The organism is Nitratireductor mangrovi, from assembly GCF_007922615.2.
GTDB lineage: Bacteria > Pseudomonadota > Alphaproteobacteria > Rhizobiales > Rhizobiaceae > Mangrovimarina > Mangrovimarina mangrovi.
Genome location: NZ_CP042301.2, coordinates 4,692,782 through 4,712,917 on the forward strand (window position 1 = coordinate 4,692,782; position 20,136 = coordinate 4,712,917).

The 20,136-nt window shown below is 64.9% G+C and carries 9 protein-coding genes; 3 read left to right on the top strand and 6 right to left on the bottom strand.

Features of this window, described 5'->3' with window-relative positions:
* Positions 1–56: 56 nt before the first annotated feature.
* Positions 57–2,738: a bifunctional acetate--CoA ligase family protein/GNAT family N-acetyltransferase gene (locus FQ775_RS23075; protein WP_146299816.1), complete on the bottom strand. Its 2,682-nt coding sequence runs from the start codon at positions 2,736–2,738 to the stop codon at positions 57–59.
* A gap of 158 nt (positions 2,739–2,896) precedes the next feature.
* Here FQ775_RS23075 and FQ775_RS23080 point away from each other — a divergent pair, with 158 nt between their 5' ends.
* Both FQ775_RS23080 and FQ775_RS23085 read left to right on the top strand, forming a co-directional pair.
* Positions 2,897–3,538 carry a L,D-transpeptidase gene (locus FQ775_RS23080; protein ID WP_146299815.1) on the top strand — a complete coding sequence of 214 codons (642 nt, stop codon included), beginning with the start codon at positions 2,897–2,899 and terminating at the stop codon, positions 3,536–3,538.
* A gap of 44 nt (positions 3,539–3,582) precedes the next feature.
* Positions 3,583–4,068 carry an OmpA family protein gene (locus tag FQ775_RS23085; RefSeq protein ID WP_246730218.1) on the top strand — a complete coding sequence of 162 codons (486 nt, stop codon included), beginning with the start codon at positions 3,583–3,585 and terminating at the stop codon, positions 4,066–4,068.
* Here the strand turns inward: FQ775_RS23085 and FQ775_RS23090 are convergent.
* The 4 genes from FQ775_RS23090 to FQ775_RS23105 form a co-directional block, all read right to left on the bottom strand.
* A complete protein-coding gene (locus FQ775_RS23090; protein ID WP_146299813.1) occupies positions 4,065–5,834 on the bottom strand; it encodes an adenylate/guanylate cyclase domain-containing protein in 1,770 nt (589 codons plus the stop codon). The genes FQ775_RS23085 and FQ775_RS23090 overlap by 4 nt on opposite strands.
* Positions 5,835–5,938: 104 nt before the next feature.
* Positions 5,939–12,313, bottom strand: a complete 6,375-nt coding sequence (locus FQ775_RS23095; RefSeq protein ID WP_167813134.1) for a PKD domain-containing protein — start codon at positions 12,311–12,313, stop codon at positions 5,939–5,941.
* Positions 12,310–15,150 (bottom strand): PKD domain-containing protein, encoded by a 2,841-nt coding sequence (locus FQ775_RS23100; RefSeq protein WP_167813137.1) that lies wholly within the window; start codon positions 15,148–15,150, stop codon positions 12,310–12,312. The genes FQ775_RS23095 and FQ775_RS23100 overlap by 4 nt, the downstream gene beginning before the upstream one ends.
* Positions 15,151–15,173: 23 nt before the next feature.
* Positions 15,174–17,393 carry a FecR domain-containing protein gene (locus tag FQ775_RS23105; protein ID WP_146297699.1) on the bottom strand — a complete coding sequence of 740 codons (2,220 nt, stop codon included), beginning with the start codon at positions 17,391–17,393 and terminating at the stop codon, positions 15,174–15,176.
* 500 nt (positions 17,394–17,893) lie between these two features.
* Here FQ775_RS23105 and FQ775_RS23110 point away from each other — a divergent pair, with 500 nt between their 5' ends.
* Positions 17,894–18,955, top strand: a complete 1,062-nt coding sequence (locus FQ775_RS23110) for an LLM class flavin-dependent oxidoreductase (protein ID WP_146297698.1) — start codon at positions 17,894–17,896, stop codon at positions 18,953–18,955.
* Between the two features lie 171 nt (positions 18,956–19,126).
* Here FQ775_RS23110 and FQ775_RS23115 read toward each other — a convergent pair whose 3' ends face one another.
* Positions 19,127–20,059: an ABC transporter ATP-binding protein gene (locus FQ775_RS23115; protein WP_246730412.1), complete on the bottom strand. Its 933-nt coding sequence runs from the start codon at positions 20,057–20,059 to the stop codon at positions 19,127–19,129.
* Positions 20,060–20,136: the final 77 nt, after the last annotated feature.

Consider the following 20,136-nt stretch of genomic DNA (forward strand, 5'->3'; position numbering starts at 1 on the left):
AGTACGCGTACGCGACCTGTGCTCGCTCGCATGGCATTCAGGTCTCGACGCAGCCTTCAGTCCAGGACAAGCCGGGCGAGCGAGACGCCTTTTTCGCTCGGGTGGCGTTCGATGCTGAAACCGGCCTCGCGGGACATGGCCAGCATTTTCTCGTTTTCGTCCAGGATCGCGCCTTCGACCACGCGTGTACCTTCCGAGCGCGCGAAGGAAATCAATCGCTCAAGCAGCGCCCATCCCAGCCCGTGCCCTTGCAGATCGGTACGAACCAAAAGTCCGAATTCGGCCCTGGCCTTGTCGGGTTCGAAGGAAAGGCGCCCGACACCAGCCAGTTCCTCGCTCTCCTCATCGAGCGCCACGAAGGCGATGTCGCGGTCGTAGTCGAGTTGGGTCAGGCGCTTCAGCATCTCGTCGGAGAAGTGCCGACGCGGCGCCAGGAAACGCAGCCGGATGTCATCGGCGGAGATACGGGCGAGGAAATCCGGGTAGAAGCGGATATCTGCCGGCTCGATCGGACGGATCTCGAAACCCCGCCCAGCGGTCGCGATCTCGCTCGACCAGCCGGCCGGGTAGGGGCGGATCGCGATGGCCGGGTTTGGTCCTTCGATCTCGACCTTGTCCGGGTCGATCTCGATGCGGGCATCAAGCGCGACGACCCCGTCCGCGTCGGCGAGCAGCGGATTGATATCCGCCGCGACCAGGCAGGGGAAATCGACGATCATCCGCGACAGGCCGACAAGTGCGTCGATGATCCTGGCCCGGTCGGCCGGCTTGCGGTCGCGATAACCGGCCAGCAGGCGGCCGATCCGAGTGCTGTCGATCAGGTCGCCGGCCAGGACGTCATCGATCGGCGGCAGGGCGATCGCTGTGTCATCGACCACTTCGACCGACACGCCGCCGGAACCGAAAAGCAGAACGGGCCCGAAAATGGGATCGCCGCTGACGCCGAGGATCAGTTCCTGCGCGCCCTTGCGCACGATCATCGGCTGCACCGCGTAGCCATGGATGTCTGCGTCCGGCTCCTTGTCGCGAACCCGTTGCTCGATGCCGGCGGCGGCGTCACGCGCTCCGGACGGCGTCTCGAGGTTGAGCACCACGCCGCCGACATCCGACTTGTGCGAGATCGCCTTCGAGAGCAGTTTCACCACCACCTTGCTGCCCTCGTTGATAATCTTTGCGGCGGCGGCTTCGACCTCGTCGGGCGTCGATGCAACGATCGTCGTCGGCACCGGAATGCCGTAGGCGGCGATCACCGCCTTGGCCTCCGGTTCGGTCAACATGCGGCGACGTTCCCGCGCGACGTCGCTGAAGATTTCGACGACTGTTTCCCGGGCGCCGTTCTCGTGCTGCTGGCGTGCAGCAGGGACGCGCGTCAACGCCCGTTGCGCCCGCGACCAATCGCTGAGATAGGAGACGGCTGAAGAGGCGTCTGCCGGTGTTGCGAAGCTCGCCACCCCTGCGTCCTGCAGAATGGCGCGGGCCTTGCGCGCCGTGTGTTCGCCCAGCCAGCAGGTCAGAATCGGCTTACCCTGGATTCGACCGTTGGTGGTGAGGTCGGCAACCGCGCGAGCTGCGTCCGTCGGCGATGCAAGCCCGGTCGGGCAGGTAAGCACCAGGACGGCGTCGACGCCGTCGTCAGCAGCAACAGCCGCGACCGCGTCGCGATAACGCTCCGGTGATGCGTCGCCAATGATGTCGACCGGATTGGCATGCGACCAAGTCGGTGGCAACACGCCGTTCAGGCGTTCGATCGTTTGTGTCGAAAGTCCGGCCAATTCGCTGCCGCAATCGGCCAATTGGTCCACCGACAGGACGCCGGCGCCGCCGCCATTGGTGACGACGCCGACGCGTGACCGCCCGAGCGGTGCGAAGCGCGCCGTGATCTCTGCCGCGTCGAACAATTCCGCAAGGCCCTTCACGCGCAGGATTCCTGCCCGCCGCAATGCAGCCTCGACCACCCGGTCGGCGCCCGAAAGGGCTCCCGTGTGGGTAGCCGCGGCTTTGGCCGCGGCTTCGTGGCGACCGGACTTGATTGCGATGACCGGCTTGATGCGCGCGGCGGCGCGGGCCGCCGACATGAATTTGCGCGGCTCGGGGATGGTCTCGAGGTACATGATAATGGTGCCGGTGCGGGGATCGCCGGCCAGCATGTCGAGCCAGTCGCCAACGTCGACATCTGCCATGTCACCAAGCGAAACGACGTGGGAGAAGCCGAGATTGTTTTCCGCCGCCCAGTCGATCAGCGAGGTGGCGATGGCGCCGGACTGCGACAGGAGCGCTATGTTGCCCTCGCTCGGCGCCATGTGGGAGAAGCCGGCATTGAGCTTCGCAGGCGGCAGCATCAGTCCGAGCGTGTTGGGTCCGATTATTCGGAAGAGATGTGGCCTTGCGGCGTCCAGCATTGCCTGGCGCAAGCCGTTTTCGCGTGTCAGCCCGGCCGTGATCACCACAGCCGCACGTGTTCCCTTCTCGCCCAACTGCGAAATGATCCCCGGCACTGTCTGCGGCGGCGTAACGATGACGCCGAGGTCCGGCGCTTGGGGCAGGGAGGATGCATCAGGATAGCATCTCAGCCCCGCGACTTCGTCATACTTCGGGTTGACCGGAAACACCTTGCCCGAAAAACCGCCGCCCAGGATGTTGTCCATCACCACCTTGCCGACGGCGCCGTCGCGGATCGATGCGCCGATCACCGCAACGGATTTCGGGTCCACGGCGTATTCGAGGTTCCTGATCGTCAAGGTTTTGCCTCCGGGTTTTTCAGCTGGCGAGTATGCCGTGGAGTTGACGTTAGAATGAAGCGGTTTGACGACAAGCACTGCCCGGCACATCGTGCAAGTGGACGTCAGTGATTTCTTAACTATAATCCTGACGCTGCGTCATGGGGTGGAGGCTGCCGATGAAATTCACGCGCAGGGACGTTCTGGCCGGCGGGGCCGCGGTTTCGTTGTCGGCCGCCTTGCCCGCGGAAGCGGCCTCTTCCTATTTCGCCGGTACCGCGGTCGACAACGGCGTTACCTACAGGCGCACGAACTTCCAGAAGATCAACAAGGTATGGCAACGTCAGATCGTGAAGTTCTTCTCGGAGGAGCCGCCCGGCACGGTCGTTGTCGATACCATCCACCATTTCCTCTACCTCGTGGTGGAGAACAAGACGGCGATGCGTTATGGCGTCGGCGTCGGCCGCGAAGGCTTCAAATGGTATGGACGCGCCACGATTGACCGCAAGGCAATCTGGCCGCAATGGGTGCCGCCTCCCGAAATGCTCAAGCGCAAGCCGGATCTGCCGCGATTCGTGGCGGGCGGAGCGCCGAACAATCCGCTCGGCCCACGCGCACTCTACCTCTATCGCGATGGGGCCGACCTCGGCTATCGCCTGCATGGCACGCTGGAGCCGTGGAGTATCGGGCAGGACGTTTCCTCCGGCTGCATTCGCATGTTCAACGAGGACGTGATCGACCTCTACCAGCGCTGCCCGGTTGGCACTTTCGCGCAGGTTCTGCCCCACATTGCCGATCAGGCGCCTCAGAAGAAGGGCTGACACGGTCCATGAAGATCGCATATCAACTTGCGCGCGCCGCCTGCATGGCGGGCGCGCTGTTTTTTCTGACCGCTTGCAGCACATCGAACACGCTCCAGACGGCCACGCCCGACGTTACCAACGCGCCGGCTTCCGGCTTCGCTGATATCGCGCCGGGGAGCGAGGAGGACTTCATCCTCAATGTTGGCCGGCGAACCTATTTCGCCGAGGGCTCGGCCACGCTGGACAGCACCGCCCGCTTCACGCTCGACAAGCAGATCGAATGGCTGAAGAAATATCCGCATTGGCTGGTCAAGTTGCAGGGCTTCTCCGATGATCCCGGTTCCGATGCCGCGCAGGTCGACATTTCAGCTCGGCGAGCCGAAGCCGTGATGAACTACCTGGCCGCGGGCGGGATTGATCGCAACCGCATGTGGGCCAAGGGGTATGGCAAGGAGCGTATCGTCCGCGACTGCCCGCAGAAGGCCTGCAAGGTCGCCAATCGGCGCGTCATCTCGAATCTGCGCGAGGAAAAGGACGGCGCGGCCTAACCCGCGTCGCCGACCTGCGCCTGGTCGGCCTCTGTTTGGCCGGCGGCGGGGGCGCCTCCTCCGCTTCCGTGAAAGCCGAAAATCTCGATCGGTCGCGTTTTGCCTTTAACCTTGATGGGCGTGAGCTTGGCTGCGCGGCTCGCGAGTTTTTCGGGCAGCTCGTCCAGGACCTCGCGGGAGACAAGCGTTACCGCAGGGTCGGCATGCGAGCAAAGCCGCGCGGCCAGGTTGACGTGATCGCCAAGCACGGTGAAGTCCTTGCGCTGGCTGCTGCCCATCGCTCCGACCACGACCTCGCCGACATGGACGCCGATGCCGATCTGCAGGTCCGCGCCGGACTCACCCTCCATCTCGTCCATTGCCGTCATCATGGCGATCGCGCATTCGACCGCATGCTTCGCCATGCGCTGGCCGCCGAAAACGGCCATAATCTGGTCGCCAACATATTTGTCGATATCGCCATGATGCGCCACGACCAGGTCAGCCAGGCGCTGGAAGTAGCTGTTGAGGACGGCGACGACGACCTCGGGCTCCCGGTTTTCCGAAAAGGCGGTGTAGCCGCGAATATCGGCGAAAAGCATCGCCACCCGGCGCCGCTCTCCGCCAAGTGAAACAGTGCGCTCGTCGCTGCCCTGGATCGCCTTCATCGTTCCGAGCGAGACGAATTTCTGCAACTCAAAGCGTTCGTTCAACTGCACGATCATGTCGTTGAAGCGTCCTGCGAGATCGCCGATCTCGTCGCGCGAGCGCACCCCTTCGACGCGAATGTCGAGATTGCCCTTGGCGATCTCCGTCGCAGCCGAGCCGATCCTCAGGATCGGCCGCGAGATGCCAAGCGCGAAAACGAGCGCTCCGGCAAGGGCAGCCGCCAATCCTATGGCGAGCCAGACGCCAAGATTGCGGATCATGTCCCATACCGGGGCGTATGCGTCGCGCTCGGCCTTCTCGACCACAATCGCCCACGGGAATGCGCGCGGGATCGTGATGGCGCCGAGCGAAATGGAACCATCGGCAAGCGGGAAAGGCTCCACCGCGATCGTACCGGTGCGGTTGGCGAGCATGTCCAGCGCCTTCCGCTCGACGCTTTCATGACCATAGGCGCTGTCGGTCGTCGCGAAGACCACGGTTTTCTCGCTGTTCAAAACATGGATGGTTCCAGTCCTCGCGAAGGGGTGGTGGGCGATGACGTTCTTCAGGCGCGCGAGATTGATGCGCGCATGCAGGACCGCAGTGCGGCCGCCGATCCCTTGCGGAACCGGCAGGCTGGCAACAGCCAGCCAGTCGCCGGTCTCACCGATATAGGCCAACCCGCTTGCCGCACGAGACGCTGTGGCATCAGCCCCCACCGCTTCTGATTCGACGCGCAGGATGTCCATCGGCGCTTCGAAATGCGCCTTGAGCTTGTTGAAATAGGCCTCCTGGGCAACGATGATCGGTCGTGGCAGCCCTTCTACGTCAACCTGCAATGCAACCACGTCCGGCAGGTCGGCGATACCCTGTTTCAGGATCACGATTTTTTCTTCGAAGCCAAGCTTGTCGCCGCCGAGCGAATTGCGGATCAGGTCGAGTGGCGTGAACAGCGAATATTCGAAGAAATCGTTGAACTCGTCGGCCAACTGATTGGCGGTTGCCGCCAGTTGCTCGTTGGCGGCACTCTTGAGCTCGTCGCGCGCTACGCGGATGATCGACTGGCCGGCGACCAGCAGCGGCAGCGCCGCGATGACGGCGGCGAAAAGGAGCATCTTGCTGCGCAGGTTCAGCCGCATGCGGTCCCCCGGCCGAGGCAATTCCGGTGGTCCGGAAACGCCCGGAATTGCGACAGAACCAAATTCTGGATCGCCCAACCGATGCCATGAATCGCCCGAGCAATCTAGTCCGCGAGCATCGACGAGGATTGCGACCGTGGCCCTGCCTCGATCGTGAGTTGATCGGTCGTTTCGCTGCACGCCAGGCCGTGATTGTCGTTCGTGGTCAGGGTGGCGATGTAGGTGCCAGGCTGATCAAACTCGACGCGGGCCTTTTCGCCGTCGAACTCAAAGCCGTTGGAGAGACTCCAGTAGTGGCTGAGCGCATCGCCGTCCGCATCCGTGGAGCGACCCGCATCGAGCACGAGATTGTCATGCGCGCCGCCGATGAAGATATCGACATCCGGTCCGGCGTCGGCCACCGGCGCGGCATTGACGAAGACGTCGAACTCCTGGACCCCCGCCGCACACGCCGATCCCGAATTGTCCGTAGCCGTCAGGCGAACGCGATAGGTACCCGGTTGCGAAAAACGGTGTGCGACCGAGGCGCCTTCCGCAGTGTCGCCGTCGCCGAAATCCCAGCGGTAGCTGTCGATTGCGCCATCGGCGTCGAAGGATTTGGTGGCGTCGAAGCCTAATTCGTGTCCGGGACAGGCCTTGCGCTCCGCTTCCGCGATCGCAACCGGCGGCCGGTTGACCACGATCCGCTTGGCAAGGGGTGTCATGACGGTTTGGCCCGCGCGCTCCAGCGTGCCTGAAACGCCGACGCTATAGGTGCCGGCACGGCGGTAGGCATGCCGTGTCGCCGCGCCGGCGGCCGTTTCACCGTCGCCGAACGACCATGCGATCGTCGCGGGATCGACGCTTTGCGGCAGGTTTGCCAAGCCGAAGTCCACCGCCTCGCCCGCACACGCGACGTCCGGCGAGGTGATCGCGGTTTTCGGGACGTCGGCGACGTCGACCCAGATCGCAGTCGTGCTGCTCTCGTTGGACAGGCCTGTGCCGTCCGAAACGGTAAGCGCGACGCGATAGCGGCCCGGCTGACGCCAAATATGAAGCACGTCCACGCCGCTCGCCGAGTTTCCGTCGCCGAAATCCCATTCATAGGCGGCGATGCCGCCGTCCGAGTCTTGAGACCCCGCGCCCGAAAGCACCAATGGCTGGTTGACCTCGACCGTCCGATCGCCGCCGGCATCGGCAATCGGGGCCGAATTGACGGTCAGGACGTGGGTGGTCGCGGCGCTTGCGCAACCACCCTGTTCCGCCGCGGTGTCGGCGCGCAACTGCACGTGATAGGTGCCCGGTCTTTCGAAAACGTGGCGAGCGACCGCGCCTTGTCCGGTCTCGCCATCGCCGAAATCCCAGAAGTAGCCACCGATGCGCGCGTCTTCGACATACGAGGTTGTGCCGTCGAAGACGACCTCCTCGCCGGCGGCCACCGCCCTCGGTGCCTGAATGACGGCGCGCGGTGCGCTCTGCACCGTCACTGTGATCTCGTCATCCGCGAGCGGCGAGCAGAAGCCCAGGTTGTCGCCCTCGATCTGCAAGGTGACGCGGTAAGTGCCAGCCTGTTCGAAGACGTGCTCTGGCCGGTCGCCGCCGCCGGTGCGGCCGTCGCCGAAGTCCCAGCTGAAACGGTTGACCACCCCGTCGATATCCGTCGACTTCGTGCCGTCGAACCGAACCGTGGTGTTGGCACATACCTTCATGTCCTCGCCCGCATCGGCGACCGGCGCCGGCAGGACGGTTGCCAGCAGCTCGTCGGTATGGCGATCGTTGGCAAGTCCCGATTCGTCCGCCACTTCAAGCTTCACCCGATAGGTGCCCGGCGTTTCGAACGTCTTCGTCGGGTTCACGATCTCGGCGGCATCACCGTCGCCAAAGTCCCATTTGTAGCGCAGGAGCCCGTTGTCGGGGTCGACGGAGGAACTGCCGTCGAACACGAGGACGTCCCCGACGCAGGCGCGCCGGTTGTCGCCGGCAGCGGCCGTCGGACGCCGGTTGATCCGCACCGTCAGCGCATCACGCCCGGTGGAGTTGGCAAGCCCGCGCCCGTCATTGACCGTCAGCACTACCGGATAGATGCCGCCGGTCAGATAGGTGTGCTCGACCTGCGCTCCCTCCGCAATGTTGCCGTCCCCCAGATCCCAGAGGTAGGAAAGGCCGTCATTGTCGGCGTCGGCGGAAGCGCTTGCGTCGAGAACTACCCGCAGCGCCTCGCTGAAGATGTCGCGTCCTGCCTCGGCCACCGGGGCATGGTTGACCTCGACGATGACCTCGTCGCTCGCCGTGCTGTTGGCCGCGCCGCTGTCGTCGGTCACGGTCAGCGAAATCGTGTAGATCCCCGGGTCGGCGAAGCTGTAGTCCACCTGCTCGCCGATGAGAATGTCGTCACTGGCCTGCACGTCCCATCGCCAGTCGGCGATGTCGCCATCTTTGTCCATGGAGCGTGAGGCTGAAAGCGTGAAGGACTGGCCGGGGGCAACCGAGATGTCCGGGCCGGCATCGGCGACCGGAGGCGCGTTCACGGTGACGAGGATCTGCGAGAAGTCGGTGGCATTGTCGTGGCCGCTGTCGTCGCGCACTGTCAGTTCCACTGTATAAAGGCCCGGCGCGGCGAAGGCGTGCTCGACAATATCGCCTTCGGCTTGGGTCCCGTCACGGAAATCCCACGACCAGGTGGCGATCTTGCCGTCGGGATCGCTCGAACGGCGACCGTCGAACGTGATCGTTTCTCCCGGTGCGGCGACGATATCAAAGCCAGCATCGGCGACCGGGAGCGCGTTGACGCGTACGCTCATCTCGTCTTCGGCCGTGTTGCGGATGGTGCCTGACGCGTCTTCGACGACCAGTTTCACCCGATAGGTGCCCGGATTGCCATAGACGTGGGTGACCCGTTCTCCTGCGGCGGAACTGCCGTCGCCGAAGTCCCAAAGATAGCTGGCGATTCGCCCGTCAGGGTCGACCGATCTCGAAGCGTCGAACGTGACCGCGGAGGCGGTGACATGCTGGTCCGGTCCAGCATCGGCGATCGGGGGTTCGTTGACGGTGATGGTGCGGATAGCGCTTGAGAGCCCGTCGGCGAGGCCGGAATCGTCGCGGATCGTCAACTGAGCACGGTAGGTTCCTGACTTCGCATAGGCATGCACGACCTCGCGTCCGCTCGCTCGTTCGCCATCGCCAAAGTCCCATTCATAGGAAAGGATGTTGCCGTTGGGGTCCGAGGAACCGCCGCCTGAGAACCGGACCGGTTCGCCGATTGCCGCCGGGCGGTCGTCTTCGACCGCCGCCACCGGCACACTGTTGGGACGATCGCCGACTGTTACGATCAGGGTATCGATTGCCGAGGCATTGTTCTGCCCCGAACTGTCGGTCACTGTCAGAGTGACCTCGTAGCTGCCGGGCTCGAAATAGACGATCGAGCGCCGCTGACCGATTGCGCTTTTTCCGTTGCCGAAATCCCAATGGTAGGCGATGAGGTTGCCGTCGGTGTCCGACGAGGCCCCGCCGTCGAAATCGATCCTCTCGCCGACCTTCGCCGTGCGGTCGGGCCCTGCGACCGCAACCGGTGCGGTATTGCGCCGTTCTTCGACGAATACGACGAACCGGTTCTCGCTGACGCCGTTCTCAAGGCCGGAATCATCAACCAGCGTCAGCTTGCCGAAGTAGGTGCCTGGCGTTGCATAGCTGTGTGCGATGACCGGAACCTCGGCGCTGGTCCCGTCGCCGAAATCCCAGCGGTATCGAGTGACCTGCCCGTCCGGGTCGATCGCACCCGAGGCGTCAAAGACAGCGGCAATGCCGGTTTCCATCGTCAGTTCGGAGTGCAGGTCGATAACCGGCGCCTCGTTGTAAGGATGGGTCACGGTGACCGTGAAGCTGGCCTCGCTGACGGCGCCGCGCCGTCCTGAATCGTCGCGTACGAGAACACTCACGCGGTACTCGCCAGGCTTCTTGTACGAATGGCGGGCACGGAAGCCGGAGGCACGCGCGCCATCGCCGAAGCTCCACTCGACGGAGACGATGTTGCCGTCGCCATCGAACGTTCCGACCGCATCGAAGTCGAGCACCTCATTGACGAAAGCTGCGCGGTCGCCACCGACATGAACCACTGGCGATGCGTTGGCCGGATCGGAGACCACGACATCGAAGCTGGTGCTGGCCGAAGCGTTTTCCCTGCCGGAATCGTCCATGACGGTAAGCGTTGCCCGGTAGGTGCCCGCTGTGCGGTAGACATGATCGACCTGAATGCCGGCCGCGGTTGTACCGTCGCCGAAATCCCAACGGAAGGAGAGCAGCGACCCGTCCGGGTCGCGCGAACCCGACGCATCGAAGGCGGCTACCTCTCCGACGAGCACCTCGCGCTCGCCGCCACCTTCCGCGACAGGCGGCTCGTTGCCGGTCTCGACCACGGTCACGGTTCGGCGGATTTCCGTCGTGCCGTTGGAAAGCCCGGAATCGTCGGTGACCGCCAGGGTGACCTCGTAGGTACCAGCCTCCGCGAAGGAGTGACGCAACTGGGCCTTGTCACCGCTCGTGCCGTCGCCGAACGACCACGCATAAGCCGTGATCCGGCCATCCGGATCGAGCGCCGCGGAAGCATCGAAGTCGCCCGGCATGCCGGCGACAAGACGGCCCGGTGTTGTGACACCATCGGCGAGCGGTGGAGCGTTGACGAACACCCTGGCCATATCCTCGGCGACGCTGTTTTCGATGCCGCGACCGTCGTCCGCCTTCAGGCGAACCGTGTAGGTGCCAGGGTCGTCATAGCTATGCTCCGCCTTGGGCGTGTCTGCGCCCTTGCCGTTGCCGAAGTCCCAGGTGAAGCGATGATTGTCACCATCCACGCCGGTTTCAGGGCCGGCGTCGAAGACAATCTTCTCGCCGGTCGCGACCTTCAGGTCCGGCCCCGCATTTGCGACTGGAGGTGCGTTGACGTTGATTTGGGCGGTTTTGGTGTCGGTGTTGCAAGGGTGGCCGGCGGCGTCGGTGACGGTGAGTGTGACGGTATAGGTGCCGTGCTTGCGGTAGGTGTGGCTCGGCATTCCGAAACCGGCCTCGCCGGCGGCCTGTTCGATCACGGTACCGTCGCCCATGTCGAAGCGGTAGTGCGAGATGCGGTTGCCTTCGGGCAGCGCCGGACTGGTCGAGCCGGTGGCGTCGAGCGTGAAGGCGGCGCCTTCGGCCACCAGCGCCGGCGCCTCGAGCGCGGCCACCGGCTTCGGCTTGACGAAGAAGGAGAATTCGCTCGCACGGCCATTGCCGACCAGTCCGGACGCGTCGAACACCTCCAGCCGGCCCTGCTTGACGCCGTCGCTGTCGAAGTCGGCGGTGACGGTCGCGCCCTCCAGCCAGTCGCCGTCAGCGCCCAGCCGCCAGCGGAAGGTGAGATCGCCGCCGTCCGGGTCGGTCGAGCCCGATGCATCGAAGCCGGTCTGCCGGCAGGCAAGCGGAGCGATCGACAGCGCGGTCTCGGGTCGCCGGTTGGGCGGGAAGGCGCGGATCGGCAGGGTGATCGCCACCGGCTGCCCGGCGGGATCGGCGCCATTGTCGGCAATGCCGGCAAACAGCGTCAGGTCGTTGGGGATCTCGCTGCCATTGGCCGCCGTCAGCGAGGCGATGCCGCCGGCCTCGCCCGGTTCGAGTGTGATCGTCTCACGCTTCCATTCGCTCTTGCCCGACGCCGCAATCGCCTGCGAGCGGAAGCGGCCGGCAAAGGCGAGCCTGCCGCCGGCGGCATCGAAGTTCTCCACCGCCAGGCTTGAGGCGCCCTCGGGCAGTTCCAGTCGAAGCTCGGCCATCTCGCGCCCGCGCGGCACCTGGAAGGTCGGCATGTAGGTGTAAAGCGACAGCCCGTCCGGGGCGCGGTTGGAGCCGTCCTCGCTGCTGACGGCGATGTCGAAGACGTTGCCGTCATTACCGGCAAGACCCTCGACGGCAACGATGAAGCCGCGCCGGTTGCCTGCTTCCTCCGAGCCGCTTTCGGCATCGGCGGCAAACAGCGTCAGCCAGCGGTCGTCGGCTTCCTTGTCGGCGCCGAACTCCATTGCGCCCAGCGCCTCGCCGCTGACCGTCTCCTGCACGACCCCGTCATCGTCGCGCCAAAGCCGCGTCTGCGCGCCGTCGCCATAAAGGCTGAAGCGCACGCTCGTGCCGGCGCTGCCCTGCATCTCGTCATGCGCGCCGCCGGTGTCGGCGTCGAACACCCGCACATAGACCCGACCCGCATCCGCCGGCACCGAAAACCGCAAAAGCTGCGAAAAGTCGTGGTCGCCCTCCTGACGAACCGCATCACTGCCAAACGTCACAAGATAAGGATGGGCGGGATCGAGCAAACCGTTCTTTGCCAGCGCCACGATGCTCGGCAGGTGCCTGCGAATGGCATCGCCGTGCACGACCATGATGATCGGCGCCAGCGCCGAAAGCATTCCCGCTACAAACAGCGCCGCATTGCGACGGAGCGGGGTGGCGAACAGGGCCCTCGCGAGAGGAGCGGTCATTTTGCGCCATCCTCAACTTCGCCGTCCGAGACGATCACCGTGACGCTGTCGTCGGCTGACAGGGGCGTGTCGCCGTCATCGGTCACGGTGAGCCGCACGGTGAACGTGCCACTGTCGTGGAAGGCGTGTTGCGGCCGGGCTTCGGAGGAGCGGCCGCCATCGCCAAAATCCCAGGCATAGTCGAGGATGTTGCCGTCCGGATCGGCAGAAGCCGAGCCGTCGAAGCGCAGGATTTCGCCCCGCGTCGCCGTCATCGACTGGCCGGCATCCGCGACCGGCGGTTGGTTGGGGCGGGGCCTGACCGTGATCTCGACGCTGTCTTGGGCCGACAGCGGCTCGACGGGACCGTCGTCGGCTACGGTCAACGATACCCGGTAGGTGCCGGGAAACTGGTAGACGTGGCGCGCCTTGATTCCTGAGGATCGGTTGCCGTCACCCAGATCCCAAGTGTAGCCGAGAATGCTGCCGCCGGGATCGCTGGAGCGCGCCGCGTCGAAGACCACCTCGTCGCCGGCGATGACCTCGGCTGGCGCTTCGATGGTGGCGGTGGGCCCCTGATTGGGTTTGTCGGCGACAATCACCGCGAAGTCGAAGGAAACCGTTTGCGGCTCCGGCAGGCCATTGTCGGCGAGCGTCAGACGTCCCTGGTAGGTGCCGGGAGCGGCGTAGAGATGCTCGACTACCGGGCCCATGCCCGTCGTGCCGTCGCCGAAATCCCAAGCGTAAAGTACGACCGAACCATCACGGTCACTGGCCGCGCTGGCGTCGAGCCGTAGCGGCCGGAACGTGTTGACGGAGAACTCGGCCGGAAAGGTCGCCACGGGCTGCCGGTTCTCGGCGGGAATGACGGTGATGATCGCCGAATCGACGGACTGTCCGTTGGCGCTGGCGCTGTCGTCGTCGACGGACAGGCTGACCGCGTAGATACCCGGCTCCCAGTAGGTGTGCTCGACCACCGGCAGGTCGGACCCGGTCCCGTCGCCGAAATCCCAGCTATAGTGCAGAATCTCGCCGTCTTCGTCGATGGAGCCGGTGCCGTCGAACCGTAGTGGCGCACCGGCCTCTACAGTCCGATCGCCGCCGACGTTGGCAACCGGTCTCTGGTTCGGGGCGTCCTCGACGGTGACGAAGATCGTATCGATGCCCTTGCCGCTCTCGAAAGCCGAGTCGTCGAGGACTGTCAGGCGGACCGTGTAGGTGCCGGGATAGTGGTAGGCATGGTCGATCACGGGCGCGGCCGAGTTGGTGCCATCGCCGAAATCCCACAGATAGGAGACGATCGTCCCGTCGGGATCATGCGACAGCCGGGCATCGAATGCGTGGATTTCTCCGGTCGTTATGCGCCGGTTCCGTCCAGCATTTGCGACTGGAGGTGCGTTGACGTTGATTTCGGCGGTTTTGGTGTCGGTGTTGCAAGGGTGGCCGGCGGCGTCGGTGACGGTGAGTGTGACGGTATAGGTGCCGTGCTTGCGGTAGGTGTGGCTCGGCATTCCGAAACCGGCCTCGCCGGCGGCCTGTTCGATGACGGTACCGTCGCCCATGTCGAAGCGGTAGTGCGCGATGCGGTTGCCGTTGGGCAGCGCCGGACTGGTCGAGCCGGTGGCGTCGAGCGTGAAGGCGGCGCCTTCGGCCACCAGCGCCGGCGCCTCGAGCGCGGCCACCGGCTTCGGCTTGACGAAGAAGGAGAATTCGCTCGCACGGCCATTGCCGACCAGTCCGGACGCGTCGAACACCTCCAGCCGGCCCTGCTTGACGCCGTCGCTGTCGAAGTCGGCGGTGACGGTCGCGCCCTCCAGCCAGTCGCCGTCAGCGCCCAGCCGCCAGCGGAAGGAGAGGTCGCCGCCGTCCGGGTCGGTCGAGCCCGATGCATCGAAGCCGGTCTGCCGGCAGGCAAGCGGGGTGATCGACAGCGCGGTCTCGGGTCGCCGGTTGGGCGGGAAGGCGCGGATCGGCAGGGTGATCGCCACCGGCTGCCCGGCGGGATCGGCGCCATTGTCGGCAATGCCGGCAAACAGCGTCAGGTCGTTGGGGATCTCGCTGCCATTGGCCGCCGTCAGCGAGGCGATGCCGCCGGCCTCGCCCGGTTCGAGTGCGATCGTCTCGCGCTTCCATTCGCTCTTGCCCGACGCCGCAATCGCCTGCGAGCGGAAGCGGCCGGCAAAGGCGAGCCTGCCGCCGGCGGCATCGAAGTTCTCCACCGCCAGGCTCGACGCGCCCTCGGGCAGTTCCAGTCGAAGCTCGGCCATCTCGCGCCCGCGCGGCACCTGGAAGGTCGGCATGTAGGTGTAAAGCGACAGCCCGTCCGGGGCGCGGTTGGAGCCGTCCTCGCTGCTGACGGCGATGTCGAAGACGTTGCCGTCATTGCCGGCAAGGCCCTCGACCGCGACGATGAAGCCGCGGCGGCCGCCGGCTTCCTCCGAGCCGCTTTCGGCATCGGCGGCAAACAGCGTCAGCCAGCGGTCGTCGGCCTCCTTGTCGGCGCCGAACTCCATTGCGCCCAGCGCCTCGCCGATGACCGTCTCCTGCACCACGCCGTCATCGTCGCGCCAAAGCCGCGTCTGCGCGCCGTCGCCATAAAGGCTGAAGCGCACGTTCGTGCCGGCGCTGCCCTGCATCTCGTCATGCGCGCCGCCGGTGTCGGCGTCGAACACCCGCACATAGACCCGACCCGCATCCGCCGGCACCGAAAACCGCAACAGCTGCGAAAAGTCGTGGTCGCCCTCCTGACGAACCGCATCACTGCCAAACGTCACAAGATAAGGATGGGCGTTACCCATCTCTTGCGCACCGGCGGTCGTCGTGACGGCGCCGGCGAGCAGCAGCGCGGCCCTGTACATGTCGCGTTTTCGGAAACTGCCGGTCACAGCGAGAACTCCAGGCTGTTCGTGTTGCCGGCGACGTCTGCCAACTCGACCTCAAGCTTGACGTCGCCCTCGCTCCCACCGGAGGGGAGTTCAACGGAGCCGAGATAGGATTTGCGAGCCCTGTTATAGCGCAACACCCCCTCGCGCGCGCCGGAAGGCCCGCTGAGCCTGACCCTGGCGGTCTTTGCGAGGCCGGTGCCGTCGCGAGCCTCGATACGCATCGTGACCACCTGTCCCGTCCCGCGCTGTTCCACCGCGATCTCGTTGGCGGTCATTTCCGGGCTGAGCGAGTCACGGATCACCCGTCGTTTTTCGATGCTGACCAAGCCAACCGGATTGGTCGCCACGATCTCGATCTGGTTGGGGCCTTCGGCAAGTTCGATCGTAAAGCCGATTCCGGACACATCGGGCGTTCCGGGTTTGCCATTGACGCTGTAGCGTGTCCCGGCCTCTGCCGCGATCGCCAGGTTGAGCACAGGCTCGGCTGTCACCGCGGGCACAGGCCGGTCGAGGGCGATCACCGGCGGGCGATGGCGGATGCCGGCGTTGATGGCCTCCTCATATGCGTAGCCGGATGCCGTGGTGACGCTCAGCGCAAGTTCCTCGTCTGGCGAGAGCAGCGGGACGTTGAGCGCGAAGCGGCCTTCAGCGTCTGAATAGGTTTCCGAACGCAAGGTGCCGGCGATGTCGCGCACGGTGATGCGAGCCTGGCTGGCGGCTGTTCCCGACAGTGTGAGCTGGTCCGTCGCGGTCAGGAACCGGCCGCTCTCGTCGCGCGGCAGGCTTTCGTCATAGGCGATCTCGCGCCGCGCATCGGCCATGTAGGCGAAGGCGACGGTGCGGACCGTCTCGTTGCCGGCCACATCGCGCGCGGTCACGCTGATCTCGTTGACGCCCTCCTCGGCAGTGACGGTGAAGAAATAGCGCCCGTCTCGGTCGACATCTGCGGCAGCATTGCCGACGAACACCGCCGCTCCAGCCTCCGTTTCGCCGGAAATCGTCACCTGAGCCTCGCGCAGAACGGCGCCGCCTTGCGGTGTCCTGATGCGCAGGAAGGGCGGCAGGTCGTCGGTGCGCACCTCGAACTTGCGCGCGATGCTCATGGGGCCACGCAGACCAACCGCGTCGAGCGCCGCCACGCGCCAGAAGTAGGTGCCCGGCGGCAGGTCGAGATCATCGAGGCTGGTGCCGGAAATGCCGGTACGGCTGTCAGCCATGCGGTCGAAGCGGGGATCGTGGGCAAGCTCGAGCCAATAGGCCGACGCGTCGATGGCGAGCCAGGATAGACGGACATTACCGGTGAACAGGACGTCGCCATCCTGGGGCTGATCGAGCGTTACGCGGTCGATGACGGCGATCTTCCGGTCAGGACGTTGGCCGGTGCCGACGACCGCGCCCTCGTTGCGGCCGAGCACAAGCGTCTCGTCACCGGCGATGATCGCGACCGGCTTCACATCATAGTTGGAGAACTTCGCGCCGCTTTCGTCCTGGCTGACCCAGAAACTGCCGGAATCGATCTTGGCCTCGACATTGGGCAGGTTGACTTCGAGCCGGTTGCGGTTGCTCTCGGTGGCGAGCAGGGCATAGAAATCGCCCTCGACGAGGCTGATCTGCGCTTCCTCGCGGCGCTTGAGCGGATCGACGCGCATCCGCTGGATCACGGCCTGCGAATTGGCATTGAGCCGTAGCCGGCTTGCATCGCGGAACACCACCTGCGCGGTCGAACTCGACAGCGTGCGCAGTTTTTCCTGCTCGTTGAGGATCGCATTGAGTTCGCGTTCGCTCCAGCTGTTCTCGCTGGTTTTCTGTCCCTCCACCCAGCCTTGGCGGTCGCTCAGCCGCGCCTCGGCCTCCACGTCGCGTCGCTGCTCGCTGGTGGTCCGCGCCGCCTCGGCGCGATTGATCGACTTCGACGAGAGCGCGATGCTTTCGTGGTAGATGCCGTCGCGGTTCTCCAGAACCGCCTGATCGCGGAACTCGATCGCATTCCGGATCAGGATCGGCGCGAAGAGTTGCGCACCGGCCTCGTTAGCCTTCTGGATTTCGCCCAGCGAAGCCTCCAGCGCGGAAGCCGCCAGTTCAACCTGGGAACCGGGGAGGCGGAGCTCCTGGCCGAGAGCGATAGTGGCGATGTCGTCGATGCCGTTGAGCCGCAGGATGATCGGCCAGAGGTCCGGGTCGTCGAGATGTTGCGCTGCCAGGCTGCGCAAGCTCATTCCGGCTTCGAACCGGACGGTCACGAAACCTTCGTCCGCAGCCGGCGGGACGGGAATATCGACGATGGCTTGTGCCTGTAGCGGCGCGCACAACGCACCCGAAACGGCGACACACGCCACCAGGCGCGACAGAACGCTGGCGCACCGCAGACCCGTGCGACGATCTCTCTCAGGAGCGTCGCCGATTTTCAGGACCGGCGTAGTAATCAATCCCACCCACGCAACGCGCCGACACCACAAACCAGTATTCAGTCAACCGAATGTTAACCATATTGGCAACCCTTCGCCAATAGAATCAGCTATTTGACGATCTTCTCTTCCATTCTGTGCCAAGTTGGCACGGATTTGGCGCGTTTGACTGCAGGACGCTGGCCGATGCAATTTTCGGGTGTGGAAAGAGCCGGTGGCCGCGTCGAAGACGGAGATGGACTGTTCACCGCAACGATCTGGAGCAGCGGTCGCCGCGCACGTATCTACGGGGTCGCGCAGGAGGCAGGCGAATGGAGTTGGGGCTTTACACCTTTGGCGACGCCGGCCTCGATCCGGTCTCCGGCAGGCGTACCGATCCTGCCGAGCGCATTCGGAACCTGATTGAGGAGATCGAGCTTGCCGACCAGCTTGGCCTCGACGTCTTCGGACTTGGTGAACATCATCGGCCGGAGTACGTGGCCTCGGCTCCGGCGATCATATTGGCCGCGGCCGCGGCTCGAACCACGAACATCCGCCTCACCAGCGCGGTATCGGTCCTTTCCTCTGACGACCCGATCCGTGTTTTCCAGCAGTTCGCATCCCTCGACCTGATTTCTGGCGGCCGGGCCGAGATCATGGCGGGGCGCGGTTCCTTCATCGAGTCGTTCCCCCTGTTCGGATACGACCTCAACGATTACGACACATTGTTCGCGGAGAAGCTCGCCTTGCTCCTGCAACTGCGGGAGGACGAGAAGATCAACTGGCCCGGTAGCAAGCATACGCCACCAATCGACGGGCGCGGCGTTTATCCGCGCCCGCTCCAGGATCCGCTGCCGGTCTGGATCGCGGTCGGCGGCACGCCCAATTCGGTCGCACGGGCCGGCATGCTGGGGCTGCCATTGGCTCTCGCCATCATCGGCGGCGAGCCGCACCGTTTCGCGCCACTCTTCGAGCTCTACCGACGGGCGGCAACGCAGTCCGGTCATGACGCGAACCAACTGCCGACCAGCATCAACGTGCATGGCTTCGTCGCCGAAACGAGCGAGGAGGCTGCCGACACCTTCTATCCACCGGTGACCGAGGTCATGAACCGCATCGGGCGCGAGCGCGGCTGGTCACCGGGCGGCCGGGCCGAGTTTGATGCCTCGCGCGGGCCGCGTGGCGCGCTCTTCGTCGGCAGCCCCGCCGAGGTGACCGACAAGATCCTCGCCAATCATGAGGTCTTCGGCTTCACCCGCTTTCTGATCCAGATGGCGATCGGCGTCATGCCGCATGCGAAGCTGATGAAGGCGATCGAACTGTTTGGGACACGAGTTGCCCCGGAGGTGCGCAAGGCGGCGGCGGCCAAGGTGCCGAAGGATGGCGCGGTGTAGAAGGGCAGGGGAAAGATCTTCGTCTGGCTTCCGTACCCTCTCGCGCTTCCTGGCAGGTTGGGCAAAGGCGGGGGCATTTGCGGACCTTTGGCTGCTATCCGAGCGCAGGCGCTTCAGACAACAAGTCGAGTCAGATCAATTCTGGCAGCGATTTGTCCCGGCTGCGATCGGTCAGTCGTTTGTTCCCGCGCCTTCCGCAAACAGATGGCAACGGGCGACCGCGTTGCCCACGGCATGCGGCGGCGGAATGTCGGTAGAGCAATGCGGCATGATGAAAGGGCAGCGCGGGTGGAAATGGCAGCCCGGCGGAGGGTTGACGGGGTTCGGGATTTCGCCGGCAATGGCCTGCCGGTCCTTGCCCTCCATCTCGATGTCCGGCACCGCGTCGAGCAGCATCTTCGTGTAGGGGTGCTTGGGCTCGGCAAAAAGCTCGCGGGCCGGCGCCTCTTCGACCAGACGTCCGAGATAAAGCACCCCCACCCTCGTTGCCACGTGACGCACGACGGCGAGGTTGTGGCTGATGAAGAGGTAAGTCAGCCCGAAACGCTCCTGCAGGTCGCGCAGGAGGTTTAGCACCTGTGCTTGCACCGACACGTCGAGCGCCGAGGTTGGTTCGTCGCAGACAATGAAGGTGGGGTCGGAGGCGAGTGCGCGCGCGATCGCAATACGCTGGCGTTGGCCGCCTGAGAATTCGTGCGGGAATTTCTGGCCGTCGCGCGCGTCGAGGCCGACCAGGGTCAAGAGTTCGCCAACGCGCGCCGTGCGATCCTTGGCGTCGGGCAGCAGGTTGAACGCTTTGATCGGCTCTTCGATGATCGCCTGGACACGCCAACGCGGATTAAGGCTGGCGAACGGATCCTGAAAGATCATCTGAATCTTGCGTCGCATCCGGCGTTGGGCGTCGGCGCTCTGTTCGCCCCAGACATCGGTGCCGCCGATCGTCACCGAACCCGCTGACGGGGGCAGCAGTCCAACCGCCATTTTGGCGATGGTGGACTTGCCCGACCCCGATTCACCGACCAGCGCATAGGTCTCGCCGCGCCTGATGGCGAAGTCGACGCCGTCGACCGCGGTCAGCGAGACGCGGCCGCCACCTTCGATCATCCTGTTCAGCCACGGCTTTGACAGGTCGAAGACGCGCCGAAGACCGGAAACTTCGACGAGGGTTTCGCCTGACGGGC